This window comes from Pseudomonas sp. BIGb0381 (assembly GCF_024809815.1).
Lineage (GTDB): Bacteria > Pseudomonadota > Gammaproteobacteria > Pseudomonadales > Pseudomonadaceae > Aquipseudomonas.
In genome coordinates this window covers 246,693-263,012 of sequence record NZ_JANUEN010000006.1, presented here as the reverse complement: position 1 = coordinate 263,012, position 16,320 = coordinate 246,693, and the positions used below count along the sequence as shown (strand labels likewise).

At 53.4% G+C, this 16,320-nt stretch carries 17 protein-coding genes and 4 pseudogenes; 14 read left to right on the top strand and 7 right to left on the bottom strand.

Annotation, left to right across the window (positions count from 1 at the left end; all coding sequences use genetic code 11):
* Positions 1-13 precede the first annotated feature (13 nt).
* The 4 genes from cydB to M2397_RS18365 form a co-directional block, all read right to left on the bottom strand.
* Positions 14-1,150 carry a cytochrome d ubiquinol oxidase subunit II gene (cydB, locus tag M2397_RS18380; RefSeq protein ID WP_145336451.1) on the bottom strand — a complete coding sequence of 379 codons (1,137 nt, stop codon included), beginning with the start codon at positions 1,148-1,150 and terminating at the stop codon, positions 14-16.
* Positions 1,143-2,714 (bottom strand): cytochrome ubiquinol oxidase subunit I, encoded by a 1,572-nt coding sequence (locus M2397_RS18375; protein WP_145336449.1) that lies wholly within the window; start codon positions 2,712-2,714, stop codon positions 1,143-1,145. The genes cydB and M2397_RS18375 overlap by 8 nt, the downstream gene beginning before the upstream one ends.
* Complete coding sequence (gene cydP / locus M2397_RS18370; RefSeq protein WP_167656415.1) at positions 2,711-2,887, bottom strand: cytochrome oxidase putative small subunit CydP; 177 nt, start codon at positions 2,885-2,887, stop codon at positions 2,711-2,713. Before cydP ends, M2397_RS18375 begins: the two co-directional genes overlap by 4 nt.
* Positions 2,888-3,058: 171 nt before the next feature.
* A complete protein-coding gene (locus tag M2397_RS18365; protein WP_145336447.1) occupies positions 3,059-4,384 on the bottom strand; it encodes a sigma-54-dependent Fis family transcriptional regulator in 1,326 nt (441 codons plus the stop codon).
* A gap of 235 nt (positions 4,385-4,619) precedes the next feature.
* On the opposite strand from M2397_RS18365, the gene M2397_RS18360 reads away from it, so the two are divergent.
* From M2397_RS18360 to M2397_RS18295, 13 genes and pseudogenes are all read left to right on the top strand, one after another.
* A complete protein-coding gene (locus M2397_RS18360; RefSeq protein ID WP_167656414.1) occupies positions 4,620-5,498 on the top strand; it encodes an MBL fold metallo-hydrolase in 879 nt (292 codons plus the stop codon).
* A gap of 52 nt (positions 5,499-5,550) precedes the next feature.
* The gene (locus M2397_RS18355) at positions 5,551-7,221 is read left to right on the top strand and encodes a bifunctional protein tyrosine phosphatase family protein/NAD(P)/FAD-dependent oxidoreductase (protein WP_184743286.1); all 1,671 of its coding nucleotides are present in this window, start codon (positions 5,551-5,553) and stop codon (positions 7,219-7,221) included.
* Between the two features lie 28 nt (positions 7,222-7,249).
* A complete protein-coding gene (locus M2397_RS18350; protein ID WP_145336441.1) occupies positions 7,250-8,053 on the top strand; it encodes a sulfite exporter TauE/SafE family protein in 804 nt (267 codons plus the stop codon).
* 187 nt (positions 8,054-8,240) lie between these two features.
* Positions 8,241-8,396, top strand: a complete 156-nt coding sequence (locus M2397_RS18345) for a hypothetical protein (protein ID WP_178116744.1) — start codon at positions 8,241-8,243, stop codon at positions 8,394-8,396.
* A 99-nt stretch (positions 8,397-8,495) separates the two neighbouring features.
* The gene (locus M2397_RS18335) at positions 8,496-8,684 is read left to right on the top strand and encodes a DUF2892 domain-containing protein (protein ID WP_145336439.1); all 189 of its coding nucleotides are present in this window, start codon (positions 8,496-8,498) and stop codon (positions 8,682-8,684) included.
* A gap of 136 nt (positions 8,685-8,820) precedes the next feature.
* Positions 8,821-9,059 (top strand): annotated as a pseudogene (locus tag M2397_RS18330) (MBL fold metallo-hydrolase); the annotation flags it as partial.
* A 97-nt stretch (positions 9,060-9,156) separates the two neighbouring features.
* On the top strand, positions 9,157-9,381 hold the full coding sequence (locus M2397_RS18325; protein WP_259244205.1) for a hypothetical protein: 225 nt from the start codon (positions 9,157-9,159) through the stop codon (positions 9,379-9,381).
* A 6-nt stretch (positions 9,382-9,387) separates the two neighbouring features.
* The gene (locus tag M2397_RS18320) at positions 9,388-9,804 is read left to right on the top strand and encodes a hypothetical protein (RefSeq protein WP_184743281.1); all 417 of its coding nucleotides are present in this window, start codon (positions 9,388-9,390) and stop codon (positions 9,802-9,804) included.
* A gap of 439 nt (positions 9,805-10,243) precedes the next feature.
* Positions 10,244-10,408: pseudogene (locus tag M2397_RS30555) on the top strand (IS4 family transposase); the annotation flags it as partial.
* Positions 10,409-10,538: 130 nt separating this feature from the next.
* On the top strand, positions 10,539-10,664 hold the full coding sequence (locus tag M2397_RS18310; RefSeq protein WP_259244204.1) for a hypothetical protein: 126 nt from the start codon (positions 10,539-10,541) through the stop codon (positions 10,662-10,664).
* Positions 10,665-11,330: 666 nt separating this feature from the next.
* Positions 11,331-11,468, top strand: a pseudogene (locus M2397_RS18305) (ParA family protein); the annotation flags it as partial.
* Positions 11,413-11,595, top strand: a pseudogene (locus M2397_RS18300) (DnaB-like helicase N-terminal domain-containing protein); the annotation flags it as partial. The pseudogenes M2397_RS18305 and M2397_RS18300, both read left to right, overlap by 56 nt.
* Positions 11,596-11,707: 112 nt before the next feature.
* Complete coding sequence (locus tag M2397_RS18295) at positions 11,708-12,163, top strand: hypothetical protein (RefSeq protein ID WP_131699855.1); 456 nt, start codon at positions 11,708-11,710, stop codon at positions 12,161-12,163.
* A 546-nt stretch (positions 12,164-12,709) separates the two neighbouring features.
* Here M2397_RS18295 and M2397_RS18290 read toward each other — a convergent pair.
* On the bottom strand, positions 12,710-13,336 hold the full coding sequence (locus M2397_RS18290) for a DUF1349 domain-containing protein (RefSeq protein WP_167656446.1): 627 nt from the start codon (positions 13,334-13,336) through the stop codon (positions 12,710-12,712).
* Positions 13,337-13,437: 101 nt separating this feature from the next.
* Positions 13,438-13,755, bottom strand: a complete 318-nt coding sequence (locus tag M2397_RS18285) for a hypothetical protein (RefSeq protein ID WP_259244203.1) — start codon at positions 13,753-13,755, stop codon at positions 13,438-13,440.
* Between the two features lie 175 nt (positions 13,756-13,930).
* On the opposite strand from M2397_RS18285, the gene M2397_RS18280 reads away from it, so the two are divergent.
* Entirely contained in the window at positions 13,931-14,713 is a 783-nt protein-coding gene (locus M2397_RS18280; protein ID WP_259244202.1) for a DUF4253 domain-containing protein, read from the top strand.
* 300 nt (positions 14,714-15,013) lie between these two features.
* Here M2397_RS18280 and M2397_RS18275 read toward each other — a convergent pair whose 3' ends face one another.
* Complete coding sequence (locus M2397_RS18275; protein ID WP_259244201.1) at positions 15,014-16,153, bottom strand: hypothetical protein; 1,140 nt, start codon at positions 16,151-16,153, stop codon at positions 15,014-15,016.
* Positions 16,154-16,320 lie beyond the last annotated feature (167 nt).

The window sequence follows — 16,320 nt, the reverse complement described above, 5'->3', positions numbered from 1 at the left end:
TCCTTTGCTGGCACTAGTAGGCTGAATGTTCGTTGGCTTTGATGTGTGCAACGGTGACCTTGCCCCGCATAACGCGATACGCCCACGAGGTGTAAATCACGATAAGTGGCATGAAGATCAACGTGGCCCAGAACATGATGGCTAGGCTTAAATGACTGGAGACGCTGTCCCACACGGTAAGGCTTGCCGCAGGTACTGTTGATGACGGCATGATGAATGGAAACATCGACACACCCGCCGTGCTGATGACTGCGATCACCGCAAGCGATGAGGCAACAAACGCCGAAAGGGTGCGACGCATCATCAGCAACATGGCGGCACCTGCTGCGCCAACCAATCCCAGTACGGGCAACAGCCACAACAACGGATAATGACCATAGTTAGCCATCCAGGCGCCCGCTTCGCGCACCACGGACTTGTTAAGAATATCGGGCAGTCCGGCGGTATCAACCAACGATGTAATGCGATAACCGTCGATCCATTGCAGCCAGATGCCGGCCGCTGTAAACGAGCACGCCAATACGATTGCCGCCCCCACCGCACCTTTGATTGCCCTGGCCTGGATAACACCTTCAGTGCGATGTGCCAGATAAGCGCCGCCCTGCAAGGTGATCATTGCACTACTCACCACGCCGGTCAGAAGCGCAAAGGGATTTAGCAGTTGCCAGAAACTGCCGGTATAAGTCGACACTAGAAGATCGTTGAAGTGGAACGGCACACCTTGCAACAAGTTGCCGAACGCGATCCCGAACACCAGGGGCGGCACGGCCCCACCCACAAAAAGCCCCCAATCCCAGGTGCTGCGCCAAGTGGAATTGTGAATCTTGCTGCGATAGTCAAAACCTACCGGGCGAAAGAACAGCGCCCATAGGACCAGAATCATCGCCCAATAGAATCCGCTGAATGCGGTGGCGTACACCACAGGCCACGCCGCGAACAATGCGCCGCCCGCAGTGATGAACCAAACCTGATTGCCATCCCAGTGCGGACCAACGGTGTTGATAACAACGCGTCGCTCCAGGTCGTTGCGGCCAACAAAGGGCAGTAGCGTGCCAACCCCCATATCGTGACCGTCCATGATGGCGAAGCCGATCAGCAGCACGCCGACCAGCGCCCACCAGATAATTTTCAGGGTGAAGTAATCAAGCATGGTGGAGTTCCTTCAAATGGGCGTCGTGAACATAACGGCCGGTACCGAGGCTGCCAGGACCTTGACGGGCAAACTTGACCATCAGGAACATTTCAACCACCAGCAGCACGGTGTAGAAAACGATGAATCCCGCCAGCGAGCCATAGAGGTTGTTGACGCTGAGGGTGGAAACACTCATGTGGGTCGGTAGGACGCCGTAGATGGTCCATGGCTGACGGCCGTATTCAGCGACGAACCAGCCCAACTCGCAGGCAATCCATGGCGCAGGCAGCATGCAAAGTGCCCAACGCAGTAACCAGCGGTTTCGCGTGCAGGTCGACTTCAGGGTGCTCCAGAAGGCAAGCCCGAAGAGCATAAGCATGGCAAAGCCAAGGCCGACCATGATCCGGAACGCCCAGAACATAGGTGTCACGCGCGGTACGGTATCGTTTACAGCTTTTTCGATAATGGCCGGCGTAGCCTGGTTAACGTCTTCGACATACTTTTTAAGCAGCAGGCCAAAGCCCAGATCGGCTTTGTATTCTTCGAATGTCTGGAAGGCCACCGAATCGCTGCGGTTGGCCCTTAGGGCCTCAAGCGCATTGACGGCGGTAATGCCGCGGAGAATTCGAGCGCGGTTTTTTTCCTTAATGTCATGTATGCCTGGAATTTGCTTGCTGACTGACCGGGTGCCAATCAAGCCCATTACCCATGGCACTTCAACTTCCCAGTTATTTTTAGACTCGGCTTCGTTGATGCTGGCCACCAGTGTCAGGCCCGCTGGCGCAGGCTTTGTTTCCCACATCGCCTCCATGGCTGCCAGCTTGGTTTGCTGCGCTTCACCCACCGTGTAACCCGACTCATCACCCAGCACGATCACGCTGAGCACTGATGCCAGACCGAAGGCGGCCGCCACCCGGAAGCTGCGCTTGGCAAACTCGACATCACGATTCTTGAGTAAATACCAACTGGAAATCGACAGCACAAACATCGAGCCGGTGACGTAACCTGCGGAGACGGTGTGCACAAACTTGGCCTGCGCAACCGGGTTGAAAACGACCGCCCAAAAATCAACCATCTCCATGCGCATGGTGATGTAACTGAACTCTGAACCCACCGGGTTCTGCATCCATCCATTGGCGATCAAAATCCACAATGCTGAAAGGTTTGTACCGATCGCCATCAGTAGTGTGACCAGCAAGTGATGCTCTCTCTTCAGACGATCCCAACCAAAGAAAAACAGGCCGATCATGGTCGATTCGAGGAAGAACGCCATCAAGCCTTCGATGGCCAGTGGGGCACCGAAGATGTCGCCGACGTAGTGCGAGTAATATGCCCAGTTGGTACCGAACTGAAATTCCAGGGTGATACCCGTAGTCACCCCGAGGGCGAAGTTGATGCCGAACAGCTTGCCCCAGAAGCGCGTCATGTCTTTCCAGATGACATTCCCGGTCATCACATAGACGCTTTCCATGATGACCAGCAGCCACACCATGCCAACCGTGAGCGGTACAAAAAGAAAGTGGTAAAGCGCAGTGGCTGCAAACTGCAGCCGAGACAGATCCACCAGTTGTTCTGAAATCACTTGTTTGCCCCTTGAGTCGAGGTGGGTACACCGAACCTGTCGCCGATGGCGTTCGAGTCGACGCTGACGTGCGAATCCCGGATGAACAGCCACCACAGCACTGTCAGCACCAGTAGCTTGATCAGTACTGCTGTGAGCAGATGGCGCCGCAGTCGTTTGTCGGAAATGTTCATGACTATGCAGTTAGCACACGGCGTGCCAAGGGAGGCTTTGTTATGTTTATCGTTTAATAACAGTAACTTATTAGTGAATCCGCCAAGGCAGTGGATGCCATGGCAGGTTAATACGCTGCCAATCTGCCAGAGTGGCAGTCATTGGCAGTCGTGGGGTGTGAGCGCTAGCGACTAGGCCAACCCTTGTTCTTTCAGTCGTCTGTACAACGTACGCTCGCTAATCCCCATTTGCTTGGCCAGCTCGCGGCGGGAACCTTTAAACGTCGCGAGTGCGTGTACCAGCGTGCTGCCGTCTAAAGGAGGGGACGTCGAAGGCTGAGGAGGTATCACGACGCTGGGCTGGGGTAAATGTATGGAGCGGATCACTCCATCGTCAGCGAACAGACTGGCTCTTTCTAGAACATTGCGTAACTCACGGATATTGCCGGGCCAGGAAAGCCGCTGCAATTGTGTCAGAGCATCCGCATCTATCGTCAGCCGGCGCTTGCCTATACCGGCACGTTGTAAAAACGAATTCACGAGCAAACCAATGTCTTCAACTCGGTTACGCAAGGGGGGTAACAGAATTGGAAAAGCGCTGATGCGGTAGTACAGGTCCTGCCTGAACTCACCTCTCTCCATCATTTTTTCCAGTGGTTTGTGGGTCGCAGCAATTAACCTGAAGTTGGCGTGAAGGGTCTCGACACTGCCGACACGGCGATAGGTGCCCGATTCGATCAGGCGCAACAGTTTCACCTGCATTGCCAGTGGAACATCGCCAATCTCATCAAGGAACAACGTGCCGCCCTGGGCCGTTTCGACCAAACCAGGTTTGCGCGTGGTCGCACCGGTGAATGCTCCTTTTTCATGGCCGAACAGCTCGCTCTCAAACAACGTTTCGGTCAATCCTGAGCAATCTACGACTACAAAGGGTCCAGTGGCCCGCTCGCTGGTTTCATGTACCGCGCGAGCGAACAACTCTTTGCCCGTACCTGACTCGCCTAACAGCAGTACCGGCAGCATTGATGGTGCGACCCGCTGCAGCTCAGACAGGGCGAGGTTAAACGCTGGTGAACAGCCCACCAGCCCTTCGTTGCTGGGGCGCGCTGAGGCGCTTCGGACCAGTGTGAGACGCTCCACATACGCAGTAATTACTCCGTGCTCGTCTAGGATCGGCCGCAATTCGACGTCGACATGCTCAGGCCCCCGAGGCGTGTGGTGAATGTGCAAAACACGATCCGGCCCGCGCAATTCCTGCGCCTTTTTCATCGGACAATTCTCACCCGCCTGATCACATGGGACGTCGTAATGGTGTGAGATTTGATAGCACTTATGACCGATAAAGGATTTGTCAGCGCTGCCAAACTGGCGCTGATAGGCAGTGTTGGCAGCGAGGATGTTGTACTCCGGATCGAGCACGATCATCGGCTGGGGTTCGTGCTCAAGAAACGAAACAAGCGACTGCACTTGATCCGGGTGTGGGAGTGAGTTGTCCGGGGCGGGCAGGATGGTCTTCATGGTGGCTCCTGAGAATCCACCATCCTGTTGTGGCACTGCCAGCTCTGTCAACAGGCACTGCCAATGGCAGCGAATTTCAGAGTTTTAAAAAAACAAATTTCCTAGTAAAAATATGAAAGCTATTAAAATCAATAAGATAACCACTGTTTTTCGCACGGCGCGGCCTTGGCAGGTTTATTGCTATGTCAGTCCTTAGTGTGAGCGGCTCGAGAGAAGCCCCCTAAGGAGACAGGTCATGAGCGTAAAACTTCACGTCGAAGGATTCTTCGATTCTGCTACCAATACCGTCAGCTACCTCGTGCTGGATGAAGCGACCAACCACTGCGCCTTAGTGGACAGCGTACTTGACTATGACCCTAAATCCGGCCACACCGCCACAACGTCTGCCGACAAGTTGATTGCGAGGGTGAACGAACTCAATGCGAAGGTCGACTGGATTCTTGAGACTCACGTCCACGCAGACCACCTGACGGCAGCGCCATACCTGAAGGAAAAGCTCGGTGGAAAAATAGGGATCGGCAGCCAGATTTCGACGGTGCAAGAGGTGTTCGGCACTCTGTTCAATACAGGTCGTGACATGGCCCGCGATGGAAGCCAGTTCGATCACCTGTTCGTTAATGACGAACTGTTCGCCATTGGCACGCTGCAATGCCACGCGCTCCATACACCGGGCCACACACCAGCCTGTATGACTTATGTGATCAGCAATGGGGCCGAAACGGCTGCATTCGTCGGCGATACCTTGTTTATGCCGGACTACGGTACCGCACGCTGTGATTTTCCCGGTGGCGATGCGCGTACGTTGTTCCAGTCAATCAACAAGGTACTGAGTCTGCCAGCCAATACCTTGCTGTACATGTGCCACGACTACCAGCCAGAGGGCCGCGAGGTGCAGTTCGTCAGTACCGTTGCAGACCAACGCGCGCACAACGTTCATGTGCGTAATGGGATCAGTGAGGAGGAGTTTGTGGCGATGCGTACAAAGCGTGATGCATCGATGGACATGCCAACGCTGATCCTGCCATCGGTGCAGGTCAACATGCGAGCCGGGCACTTGCCTGAGCCTGAAGCGAACGGGACGCGCTACCTGAAAATCCCACTCAACGTCGCCTGACGTTGCCTCCCCTAAAAAACCTATAAGAAAAATATCCATAACGGAGACCTTTATGGACATTCGCTGCCTTGCGCCTGGACTGTCGGTATCAGAACAGATTTTTCCCAACCAATTAGCTGAACTAAAAGAAGCCGGTTTTCGCGCCATAGTGTGTAACCGTCCCGATGGCGAAGGCGGCGATCAGCCCTTATTTGCCGAAATAAAACGTACGGCCCAAGCGATCGGTATTGAGGCGCACTACCTTCCCGCTGAATCAGGAAAAGTAACCGACGAGCAAGGTATTGCCTTCGGCAAGCTGCTTGAAACGCTTCCAAAACCGGTGTTGGCCTATTGCCGTTCCGGCATGCGCTCGACAACGATGTGGGCACTGTCACAAGCGGGCCAACACCCCCTGCCACACATCGTCGAGACAGCTAAAAAAGCCGGGTTTGATATGAAAGGCGTCATTCGCCGGATTGCGAATCAGGGGCGCACACCGGTCGAAGTGGCTGAGGCGCAGCATACCGTGGTCATCATCGGGGGCGGTGCGGCGGGTATCGCGACCGCATCCAGTTTACTGGCGCGAGATCCTCGACTCGACGTTGCCATAATCGACCCGGCAGATGTGCACTACTACCAGCCAGGCTGGACACTTGTCGGCAGTGGTGTCTTCGATGCGCCCCAAACTGCCCACACGATGGGTACGACCATCCCCCGAGGAGTGCACTGGATCAAGTCGGCGGTCGCCGCTTTCGAACCCGAGAGAAATGCCGTCATTCTTGATGGATGCAGAGTCGTCAAATACGAGCAACTGATCGTGTGCCCTGGCCTGAAGCTCAATTGGCATGCAATCGAGGGTTTATCGGACACCCTGGGCCGCAATGGCGTGACGTCAAACTACCTGTATCAACTTGCCCCTTATACGTGGGAGCTGGTGCAGCAACTTCACGGCGGGCGAGCCATTTTCACGCAACCACCCATGCCGATCAAATGTGCCGGGGCGCCGCAAAAAGCAATGTACCTCTCTGCCGATCATTGGAAACGTACCGGTGTATTGGACAACGTCGAGATCGAGTTTTGCAGCGCCGGCGCGGTGTTGTTCGGAGTTCCCGACTATGTGCCCGCACTGATGGAATACATCACTGCTTATGGTATCGACCTGAATTTCGGCAACACGCTCACCAGCGTGGATGGTCCCGCGCGGACTGCAACATTCAACTGCGTTAGTCCGGATGGCAGCGCCCATCTTGTTACGCGCGACTTCGATCTCCTTCATGTTGTGCCACCGCAGATTGCGCCGGATTTTGTCCGAGTCAGCCCTCTTGTTGATGCGACCGGCTGGATCGATGTCGACCCTGCCACTCTGCGTCATAAAACCTGGGTAAATATTCACGCGCTGGGAGACGCCGCCAACTCCAGCAATGCCAAAACCGCAGCGGCTGCACGCAAGCAGGCTCCCGTTGTTGCCCATAATGTGTTGGCTGCAATGGGTAAAGCAAAAGGCAGTGCCCATTACGACGGTTACGGCTCCTGCCCGCTGACGGTTGAACGCGGCAAGATCGTACTGGCGGAGTTCACCTATGGCGGCAAGGTCGCCCCCAGTTTCCCATCCTGGCTGATTGACGGTACCCGGCCATCGAGGCTGGCATGGCTGCTCAAGGAGCGAATTCTTCCACCGCTGTACTGGAAGGGAATGCTCAAGGGGCGTGAATGGATGGCCAAACCTGAGATGGCTGACGTATGAAACCAGACCTGAAAGCAAGGAGACTGAGATGATCATCGTCTTACTGCTCGGGCTTACTGTTGGAGTCATTCTGGCGCTGACCGGCGCTGGCGGAGGAATACTGGCGGTTCCATTGCTGGTGTTTGGGGCGGGGTTGAGCATGGCCGAGGCTGGGCCAATCGGTTTACTGGCTGTCGGTTTAGCCGCGACCCTGGGTGCCGTGATGGGACTCAAAAACGGTACCGTCCGTTATAAAGCCGCGCTCTTAGTTGCAGGCGCGGGGATCGTCTGTTCTCCACTTGGTCTTTGGCTGGCGCAGCGCACGCCTAACCGTCCATTGACGATCATGTTCGCCTTCGTGCTGATGTACGTTGCGTTTCGGGTCTATCAACGATCGCTCGCGCCGTCCACGGAGTCCAAGCCCCCCGTCACCTCCAAACCACCACCTTGTCTATTGGACGTCGACCGAGGAAAGCTTAACTGGACTGGTCCGTGTGCATGGGCACTCGCCGTCTCTGGAATTGTCGCCGGCGGGCTTTCTGGCTTGCTCGGCGTGGGCGGTGGCTTTGTGATGGTGCCGGCCCTCCAGCGCTACACCAATTTGACCGCTCAGTCAGTGCTTGCAACGTCTCTGGCCGTTATTGCGCTGGTTTCAATTTCCGGCGTTGCTGCAAGTTCGGCAGCTGGGCACTTACAGTGGGCTGTTGCCATTCCATTTTCCATTGGAGCATTAGTTGGCATGATCTGCGGGCGCTTGGCCGCTGCCAAACTGTCGGGGCCAAACTTACAAAAAGGGTTTGCCCTCGTATCTGCGGGGGTTGCAGTGGCGTTGCTGGTAAAAGCTATTCAGTAGATCAAGTGGGCGGGGCACTTGCCCGCCTGTTAAGGGCTGTCCTGAAAAGCCTTCAGCTAATCCATGACTGCCAGATCCGGCGGCAATGGTTCTTCTGATGGTATTTATCTCGGTCGCCGCACTGACCCATTTTCTGGGCCGCTACTGCGGAACTGGATTGAACCTACCGTCAAGAAGGATAGGACTCATGAACGACAGCACTCGTGTGAATTTGCGTTTGGAGCAACAGCAAAACTATCGCTGCACGCTGCACTTCGAAGAAGGTGCGCCAACTCTGACCGTGGATGAGCCACCACCACTGGGGGAGGCTGTTGCCCCAGCCCCGCAGTGGCAACTCTGCTGACAGGACGCTGGCAAGTGATCGTATTCATGTTGGCCATGGTGGCCAGCATGTTCTTTACTGCGCTGGAGACCCAGCGCAGCCATTGATCGGGAGATCGCCATGAAAGCGAACATTGGAACCATTGACCGTAGCCTGCGCATTGTCGTCGGTCTGATTCTCATTGGCCTGAGTTTGTCCGGTGTGATCGGCGTGTGGGGTTGGATAGGTTTAGTGCCGCTGGCCACTGGCATTTTCCGTTTCTGCCCTGTCTATACGTTGCTAGGCATCAAAACCTGTAACCGTTGCTGAGCGACAACCGTTGCACACTAACGGGCGCCTGAAGGTGCCCGTGGTGGTTTAGGTACGAAGCACTGATCACGGTTCCTTACCAGAGCCCGTTGGTAGATCAGCACTCCACTTCGTATATCGAAAAGAGAATTCCATCATGAAACCACATGTAGAAGCTTTTTTGACTCCGCTACGTATACCTACGGCTATGTTGTCAGTGACCCGACTACAGGGCACTGCGCCATTATCGACTCTGTGCTCGATTACGATCCCACATCAGGTCACACCTCTTGCAAAAGCGCGGAACTTTTAATTACCTGCGTGCGTGAGCAAACCCTTACGGTGGAGTGGTTATTAGAAACCCATGTATATGCCGACCATCTTTCTGGACTGCCTCCGGCACCGTAGACATCTCCAGCCTATGCTTCATTGTCCTGCTCAGAGCTGCTACAAGGGAGCTCCCATCAGCACAAAAGATGGTCCTGCAATAAAAATGGACCCAGCGGATCACGAAAAAACTTCAAGCTACGGTGGCTCAAAGCCAGCTGAAGCTTATCGAGCCAAGCAAGAAGAACTGCTTAGTCAGGGGAAGCTTAAAGAGGCTATGCAAATGGATATTGATGATATTAGGCGTCAGTTTGGTAATAAGTATGATGAGGGCATCAAGCAGATGCTTGAATACGCATCAAAACTGGATCCCAACGACTTTAAGAGGTAACAAATTATGCTCTTAAAGTTTATTTCAGTCGGCTGTGTTGGTCCTCTTCAATCAGGGATGAGCCGTGAAAAGGTGCGCGAGGTGTTGGGAGGTGATTTTTCTGCTTTTAAAAAAACAGCGGATGATGGAAATGAAACGGAAGACTATAGTGTGCATCGAGTTCATGTCTATTATGATGCTGATGACCGCTTGGAAGGTGCCGAGTTTTTGAGAGGTAGTGAGTTTTATTTCAATAATATAAAGGTTGTAGGAGAGCGTTACTCTTTTTTGAGTGAGTTGTTGATTAAAGAAAATGTACGAATTGATGTTAGTGCATCCGGCTTCAAGATACGCGAACTTGGATTGAGTTTTTATGTTCCAGATATTGGTGATTACGAGGTTGATGCGTTGATTAAGTCAGTTTATGTTGATTTTAAGAGTTAGCAGTAGTTGACGTAAAGTTGCACTATAATAAAAGAATGTTGGGGGAGCACGATTATTTGATTTTGCGGGAAATGGGACAGATCCTGAGGAATCCCCACAAAACTTTCTTGCAGGTCAGTTAGATATCTTGAGTGGCCTGCATGAGTCGGGCAGTTTGGTAGTCGCCAGGCAAACCAATACCCGAGACTCATGCAGGTCGTACGATTCTTACACAAGGCATTTTTCCAAGCACTCCCCACTCTGCACCGCAAGCGCCTGAACGCTCTGATGAGCTGCGTCAGCGCTTTGCTGTACCGGCGCCGTCTGACGCTGACTGATCTGGGCAGATTTATGCCCAGCAGAGCTTACACCAAGCATTCGATCAAACGTTTGGATCGCGTGCTCGGTCACGTTCAGCTGCAACATGAACGTCCGCCGTTCTACTGGAAAATGCTCACTTCACTTCCAGAGCAACAGCATCAGGCAGAAACCGGTGCTCTCACTCTGGCGTCTCGGCCTCGAATACTTGAGATGCTCCACCATCGGATTGTCCTGCTCGAAATTGGCGGATATGGAGCTATCGCTGCGCGATGAAGTGCACCGGCAAGCTCAGAGACTGGAGTAGATTTGTGGGGATTCCTCAGGGGCTGACCTCAATTTTTCAAGTGAATATTTCCTCTTCTCTTCAGGTTTGGAGAGATATTAGAATGCTAAGGGATCAGGCCTGATATGCGTCCTGATGACTAGGAGAAAATATGCGGGCAGTTGAAAGGGTTTGTGAGGGCGTTGAAAAGCTTTTCATTATTTCCGATTTTGATTTTTTTAATCTAAATTTAATAAAGGGGCTCAGCTTGCAGCGTGAAAATACGGGAGGCGGTTGAAACTTACAAGTTTAGTCTGGAGATGCTTTATGCGTCTAAGTAGTCGGAGTTTGAAGTTGTTTTAGAGTTTACGGGGGTTCGTCGCTTAAGCGTTCCTGATGTGTGTGGAAGTTTTTACTTAAGCGAACTTGAAATGGAGGATGTCTCAACTGATCAGCTTGAGGGCGTTAAATACAGTCTGAAAGCCTATGGAGGCACAGGGTTTGAAGTGCTCGCTCGGGGATTTTCAGTTGTAAGCTGCAAGTCGCGTCATTAACGCTGGGCCGAGTGGTGTTTACCTGAATGTTCTGCCATCGAAACACAGGGGGCGTCGGTCTATGAGCTGACTGCCGCCGCCTCCTTTTCCTACACCTCATTGCTTTGCCACGCTTTGACAACCCAATCCAACCACGACTAACTTTCGTGGCGTGCTGCGTTCATGCGGCTCACGCTATGCAGCAACCCTATCTCTCCACCACGTTCTTCCGTGGCACCGTTGCGACTAACAGCTAGCAAATGACTGTTAATCATTGGTTCCCTGGTTCGAGTCCAGGTCGTGGAGCCAGATAGGGAAAAGCCTGCAGCGATGCAGGCTTTTTTTTGCCTTGGATTTTTCCGGGGGGATCAAAGCGCACAGCGTGACCTGCATGAAAGCATCTCAAATCCTACGATTCCGAGGTCAATATCATGAAAGTCACTGCGGTCGTTTCAACCAAAGGCGGGCCGGGTAAAACCACGGTTGGCGTCAATCTGAGCGCGTTCTGCGCCGATGCAGGGATCCGTACCCTGCTCATCGATCTGGATAATCAGCTGTCTCTGTCGTCGACATGAGACCGAGCAAGGCGTGATTGCTGGCCTGATGCTCGACAATTCCACATGGGACCTCATCGCGGACGTCCTCTCTGCGGACGATTTCTTCAGACGTGATCACCGTCTGATTTACCAGGCAATCCATAAGTGGAACAGACTAAATGTCGTGGTAGTCTTCAAGTATGCCCCAATGCCAACGGACTGTTCTTATATGGGGTAGTCCGCAGCGTTGGTTTTTTCATAGGAGGTTTCGCATGTCCTGGAAGTCAAACCTTGTCGTGCTTGCGCTGTCTGCTGTTGCCATTTCGGCGGAGGCCCAATCCGATCGTGAAGTGGTCGAGGATATGGTTACTCGCTCGGCCAATATCTGCCCAGGTCACAGCACCGAGCGGACCACGCCCACGGTAAAGGCGGTGCCTGTAGGCGCGTTGCGGGTCATGCTTGACCGCGGTTTGGTCATGTGCCCCGACCGGCGCCTTGACGCCGACGCGCCGGCTGTGTTCTACGGTAGAGTGGGGGTCTTCGAATGGAACCCCGATGTGCAAGCAAGCTCGGAGGTGATCGTCAAGCAGATCGACGTCATGACCCGCAAGGACGAATTCCCATCGGACACCTTGGTTTGGGATACCAAGGGTATGCCACTTGAGCAGCACACTGTGCCCGCTTTCGAACCCAAGCCAGGGGCCGCTGTGCTGTACCAGATCCGGTAAATTTTGACTTGAATCGTCAGGTTCGCGCCGGTTAGCGACCGTTACTTTGATTAGCCATCCTTGTCTTTCCACAGTGAAGGACTTGCAATGGCCGATTTCTGATTGTCGCGAAGGGCTCAAGCCGACACTTAGCTGACGTTCACTGCGCGCACCGACTGACTCGGTGGTTGGCCTTCTCGCGTATGAATCGTTCCTAGGCAGTAGCATAGGAACGGTAAGCGTTCGGCCAAGTCATCGTCTTGATATTAGCGCTCGGGCTCCAATCGACTATCAGTGATATCCACGGCCTCGTCGCAGGACTATCAGGTCAGCTTATCAATCAATTTTTCAACGATCTCTTTGTCGGGTTTCTCGCGCTAATCGGGGTCTTGCGGATCGAATTTGAAACGGACGCCAATGAGGTCCACCGGGACTCCCACAAATTTGATGTCGTCCAAGTAAATGGGGATAACGTGTGTTTGCGCTGACGCCGAATTGACCCCATGGCCGATGCAACGTATGCGTCCGGGCAAGTCATCTGCTTGACCTGTCTGCTCGACATATTGACTAGCTCAAATCATGCAGGTCTCGCCCGAGAGGCTGACTCAAAGACCATTCAGAAAACTTTACCCTCAACCCTTGCCGTTCCGGTGTGCAGCACATAGGGCCAACCATATAGCGTTCCGCCTTTGGAAACGGTGCAAGCCTGAGCAATGGCCAGGTTATGCCGTCCATGGAGTATTGCAAGCGCAGCACTCCATCGGAAACGGTGACACGAAGCCAGAAATCGGTCGGGTCGCCAGAAAAGCAGCTGGGCGCCCAATCCGACGTGCCTTGTGTCAGCACGCTACTGATCATTGGCATTCCATCGTTAAATTCTATCCCTGCCTTGAGCCAGGTCTCCTCATTGAGCCTGACCATAATTCCCGCTTGATCATAAAGCTCGCGAAAATCGGCGTTAATTCTGACCTGAGCCGTAAAGCTTCCCAAGGTTGCAAACCCTAAGAAATGTCCGCTGTCGCGTATGAATCCGTAGTGCGTTTCACGCCAGAAGTCGGTGTGGGAGTCGGTAACCATCTCCAAGCTTCCGTCAGTAAAGGTCTGGTAAAGGCTCGGTTTGTTCAGCCAATTAGCAGTTCGCCAAACTGACGCTTCAATGTCCTGACTGACCTCTACAGTCTGCTTCCTATCCATCATGTTACCTCCACAATTTATTGGATGGATCTGCGTTGCAAACCAATTCTTTCTCTGCACTGGCTCGAAGGTCACCTACCGAGCATTGGTACAGATTCCAATCACAGGGAGCGTAGACGTTGCCATTCATTCCAGCAGTCCTCCGCTATGATGTCTGGATAACCGCGCTCTTCTTCCATTGCTAATGATCCGGCTAGAATTGGGGGGGCACCTGTTACTGCCGATTGCCCAAGCGGAAGCTGCTTTAAGAAACGAATCGATGGTGCTGTTTTCCCAGCCACTTGCTCCAGCTCCGTGGGGGAGGATGGAATAGTCAACGTACGCTCCTGGGCAAAGTCAGCACCAAGCGCTTCAATGAAGACTAAAAACGATTGTTCGTTGTGAACACGTTCCAACAATCCATCAAGGTCTCCACACATCAACATCATTACCTCAGGATGCGAACGTGACAGTGAGTATCGCATGCTGCCGTTTGACGATAGGGGAGTCAAACCCAGTCATATTGTCGCTTGGAAGCAGATCTTCATATGATGATCTTAGAACGCTCAGAATTACCCATTCGATTCAATAGCGACATGGAGCAGACCACAGTTTATGGATATCGAATTTCGCGGTAATGGCATGCGTGACAATCCGTCTATAGGTACATGCGATGAGTACGGCGTGAGCGGGATTACCAGCTTTGAAGATCTGACCGGAGCTCGTCGTAAGATTGCTGAGGCGCACCCAGGCTTTAAACCTCTGTTCTCGCTCGATGATCTGCACCAAGCCCGCTACACCTCGGGCCATGTGCGCAATAACCTAGGGATGGACGATGCATCGGAGCAGGACATCGCGGGCTTGCCTCCAGAGTGCTTCGAGCAGGGTGAATACATAGGCTATCCGACGACGAAAGCGGAGTTCGCGATCTGCCTTCGCAATTTCACACGGCTGGTTGCAGGCACGTCTTTTGAAGATGCTTGTGCTCATGGTTTGACGCTGGATGAGCAGGCCCTGCAGGAGTGGATCGGTTACCAGAACAACCCTATCTCTCTTCTAGAGCAGCCCCTTTCAGCTCTCCTGGTACCCGTTCAGCAGTCTTGCCAGGCACTTGCGGCTTTTCCGAATGGCTATTTCACTTCGGATCTGGATCCTGCGAAAAACTTTTCGGTTGCGCGTCATTTTTCAGAAGCGCATGGCTATGAGTTGATGGGCGTGGGTGCTTCTTACATCGGCTTCATTCGTGCTGAACCGCCTGATACATCCCTTGCTAACGTCGTAGCCAAAGACTTCTGTGCGCTCTACAACACTAGCGATGAAAACCTACAGGCACGTGTTGCCAAAGTTGCGCAGGCGATCTCCGGTCGGACGCATCTTTGGCTGCGTTACGTGGAATGAGCTTCGTTCGTAGCAAAAGCCCGGCTGAGTAGATAGGGCAGCCTTGTAGGAGGGCAGTTGCTCTGCAAGTTTTGTTCGGCCCATTACGGTGGCGCTATTTAGTCGAGCCGCAAGATCTGACTGACTTACCTTTGTTGGCGAGCCGCTGTGCGCGGCCAGGCTGTCGTAAACCGAGCTCCCGCGTTCCGCCGGATCTCGGCCCTGCGGGCGTCCATCCTTCACGCCTTCGGCTGTGCCAGCCTGCGCGCTCCGCTTGCGTTGGTTACTCAGCGCGATATGGTCGATACGCCAAACTGCTCGTCATTTCCCCAATGGGGAAACCACATCTTGCCAGCCATCAATCAATTCCATATTTTGCGCAACGAGCTGGCAGGGCTTGCCAGTTGCCTTGCGACAATTGCTAAGTGCCTGCTTTCGTGCTGTCTTGAGTGAGCGCGCGCCGTAGTACCAATAAATGCTGCTACTTTCCTTGGACATTGCCATGGCTTTCTCGGTAACGCTTTGAAGATAAGCCTCAGCGCCCGCACGGTCTTCGGGGACCAGCTTCGAAAGCAGCGGCATTAATGCGCTGTCGTCCATGGCAGGAAACCGGTTGCTCCTGAGAAAATCTTCGATATGAGGCTTTAAAAGTGTATTGGCCTCTTGTTTGTAGAGCGAGTGCCCATCCTTACCGAATGGGGGTAGCGACGCCAGCTCAGCGTTACCTCCCCCCGAGCGATAACCCGCGATCATCCGACCTACAAGATCTGGGCTGAAAAACGGATCATTCTCGGCGTAAATCCAGAGCGTTGGCGTTGGGTTGTCTTTGCCGAATTTCGTGAGGTTTCGCACAAGATCAGTTTGATATAACGAGCAATTAGAGTCGGCGGAGCCCACATTTGTGTAGTGGTAAACGCCGCCAGAGATGTTAATTACCGCCGTCAATGGGTGACTTGGTTGAGCCGCGAGGTCTAGCATTGAAGCTCCGCCGATAGAGATACCAACACCTATTGCCAAGGATGGATCTACATCTGGACGCTCACGCACAGCCGCCAATGCGGCGCCAAGCTCTTTGCCATGCGCATCGAGAAATCGTGCCACGTTGGGATTGGTGCAAGTTCCCCCTTCATTCATGAAGCTTCCGGTCGAACGGCCATAGCCGGGCCATACAATAGATGCGGCAAGCCAGCCACGGTGCGCAAAGTCGTGGGCGATATGAGCAAGCCAATCGGCATGTGCGGCGGACGGAGATGTTGCCGCCGAGCCGTTAACAATCAGTGCGATGGGGAACTTTCCCTCCTTTACGGGACGGACGATTAATGCTTCGATTTTCTCAATATGGGAGTCGATCTGGATCGGCAATAAGAGCCGTTCTTCGCTTACCAGCGCATCTGCATGAGTTTGGCTTGCAAAAAGCATCAGACCAAACGTGATAGTCCTGAAGCGTAGTATTGATTGCATTTAGAACACTCGCTGATACGTTAGAAGCCAAGCTTAAACTGGTGCGACAATAGCTGATCGTAAGGTTCTGCCCAACACGCCTTGTGGTTAGCCCGGGATGTCTCATCGCGTATCACTCAATCCTGCATCGTTGGGAAATAGGTGATGTGGAATCAACCTGCTGACAC

Excerpts from the sequence above, each read along its gene's own strand:
- M2397_RS18295 (WP_131699855.1), top strand. The coding sequence starts at position 11,708 with ATGTCCTGGAAGTCAAACCTTGTCGTGCTTGCGCTGTCTGCTGTTGCC.
- M2397_RS18355 (WP_184743286.1), top strand. The coding sequence starts at position 5,551 with ATGGACATTCGCTGCCTTGCGCCTGGACTGTCGGTATCAGAACAGATT.
- M2397_RS18320 (WP_184743281.1), top strand. The coding sequence starts at position 9,388 with ATGCTCTTAAAGTTTATTTCAGTCGGCTGTGTTGGTCCTCTTCAATCA.
- M2397_RS18325 (WP_259244205.1), top strand. The coding sequence starts at position 9,157 with ATGGACCCAGCGGATCACGAAAAAACTTCAAGCTACGGTGGCTCAAAG.
- M2397_RS18335 (WP_145336439.1), top strand. The coding sequence starts at position 8,496 with ATGAAAGCGAACATTGGAACCATTGACCGTAGCCTGCGCATTGTCGTC.
- M2397_RS18310 (WP_259244204.1), top strand. The coding sequence starts at position 10,539 with ATGCGGGCAGTTGAAAGGGTTTGTGAGGGCGTTGAAAAGCTTTTCATT.
- M2397_RS18275 (WP_259244201.1), bottom strand. The coding sequence starts at position 16,153 with ATGCAATCAATACTACGCTTCAGGACTATCACGTTTGGTCTGATGCTT.
- M2397_RS18365 (WP_145336447.1), bottom strand. The coding sequence starts at position 4,384 with ATGAAGACCATCCTGCCCGCCCCGGACAACTCACTCCCACACCCGGAT.
- M2397_RS18345 (WP_178116744.1), top strand. The coding sequence starts at position 8,241 with ATGAACGACAGCACTCGTGTGAATTTGCGTTTGGAGCAACAGCAAAAC.
- cydB (WP_145336451.1), bottom strand. The coding sequence starts at position 1,150 with ATGCTTGATTACTTCACCCTGAAAATTATCTGGTGGGCGCTGGTCGGC.
- M2397_RS18285 (WP_259244203.1), bottom strand. The coding sequence starts at position 13,755 with ATGTGTGGAGACCTTGATGGATTGTTGGAACGTGTTCACAACGAACAA.
- cydP (WP_167656415.1), bottom strand. The coding sequence starts at position 2,887 with ATGAACATTTCCGACAAACGACTGCGGCGCCATCTGCTCACAGCAGTA.
- M2397_RS18360 (WP_167656414.1), top strand. The coding sequence starts at position 4,620 with ATGAGCGTAAAACTTCACGTCGAAGGATTCTTCGATTCTGCTACCAAT.
- M2397_RS18350 (WP_145336441.1), top strand. The coding sequence starts at position 7,250 with ATGATCATCGTCTTACTGCTCGGGCTTACTGTTGGAGTCATTCTGGCG.
- M2397_RS18290 (WP_167656446.1), bottom strand. The coding sequence starts at position 13,336 with ATGGATAGGAAGCAGACTGTAGAGGTCAGTCAGGACATTGAAGCGTCA.
- M2397_RS18280 (WP_259244202.1), top strand. The coding sequence starts at position 13,931 with ATGGATATCGAATTTCGCGGTAATGGCATGCGTGACAATCCGTCTATA.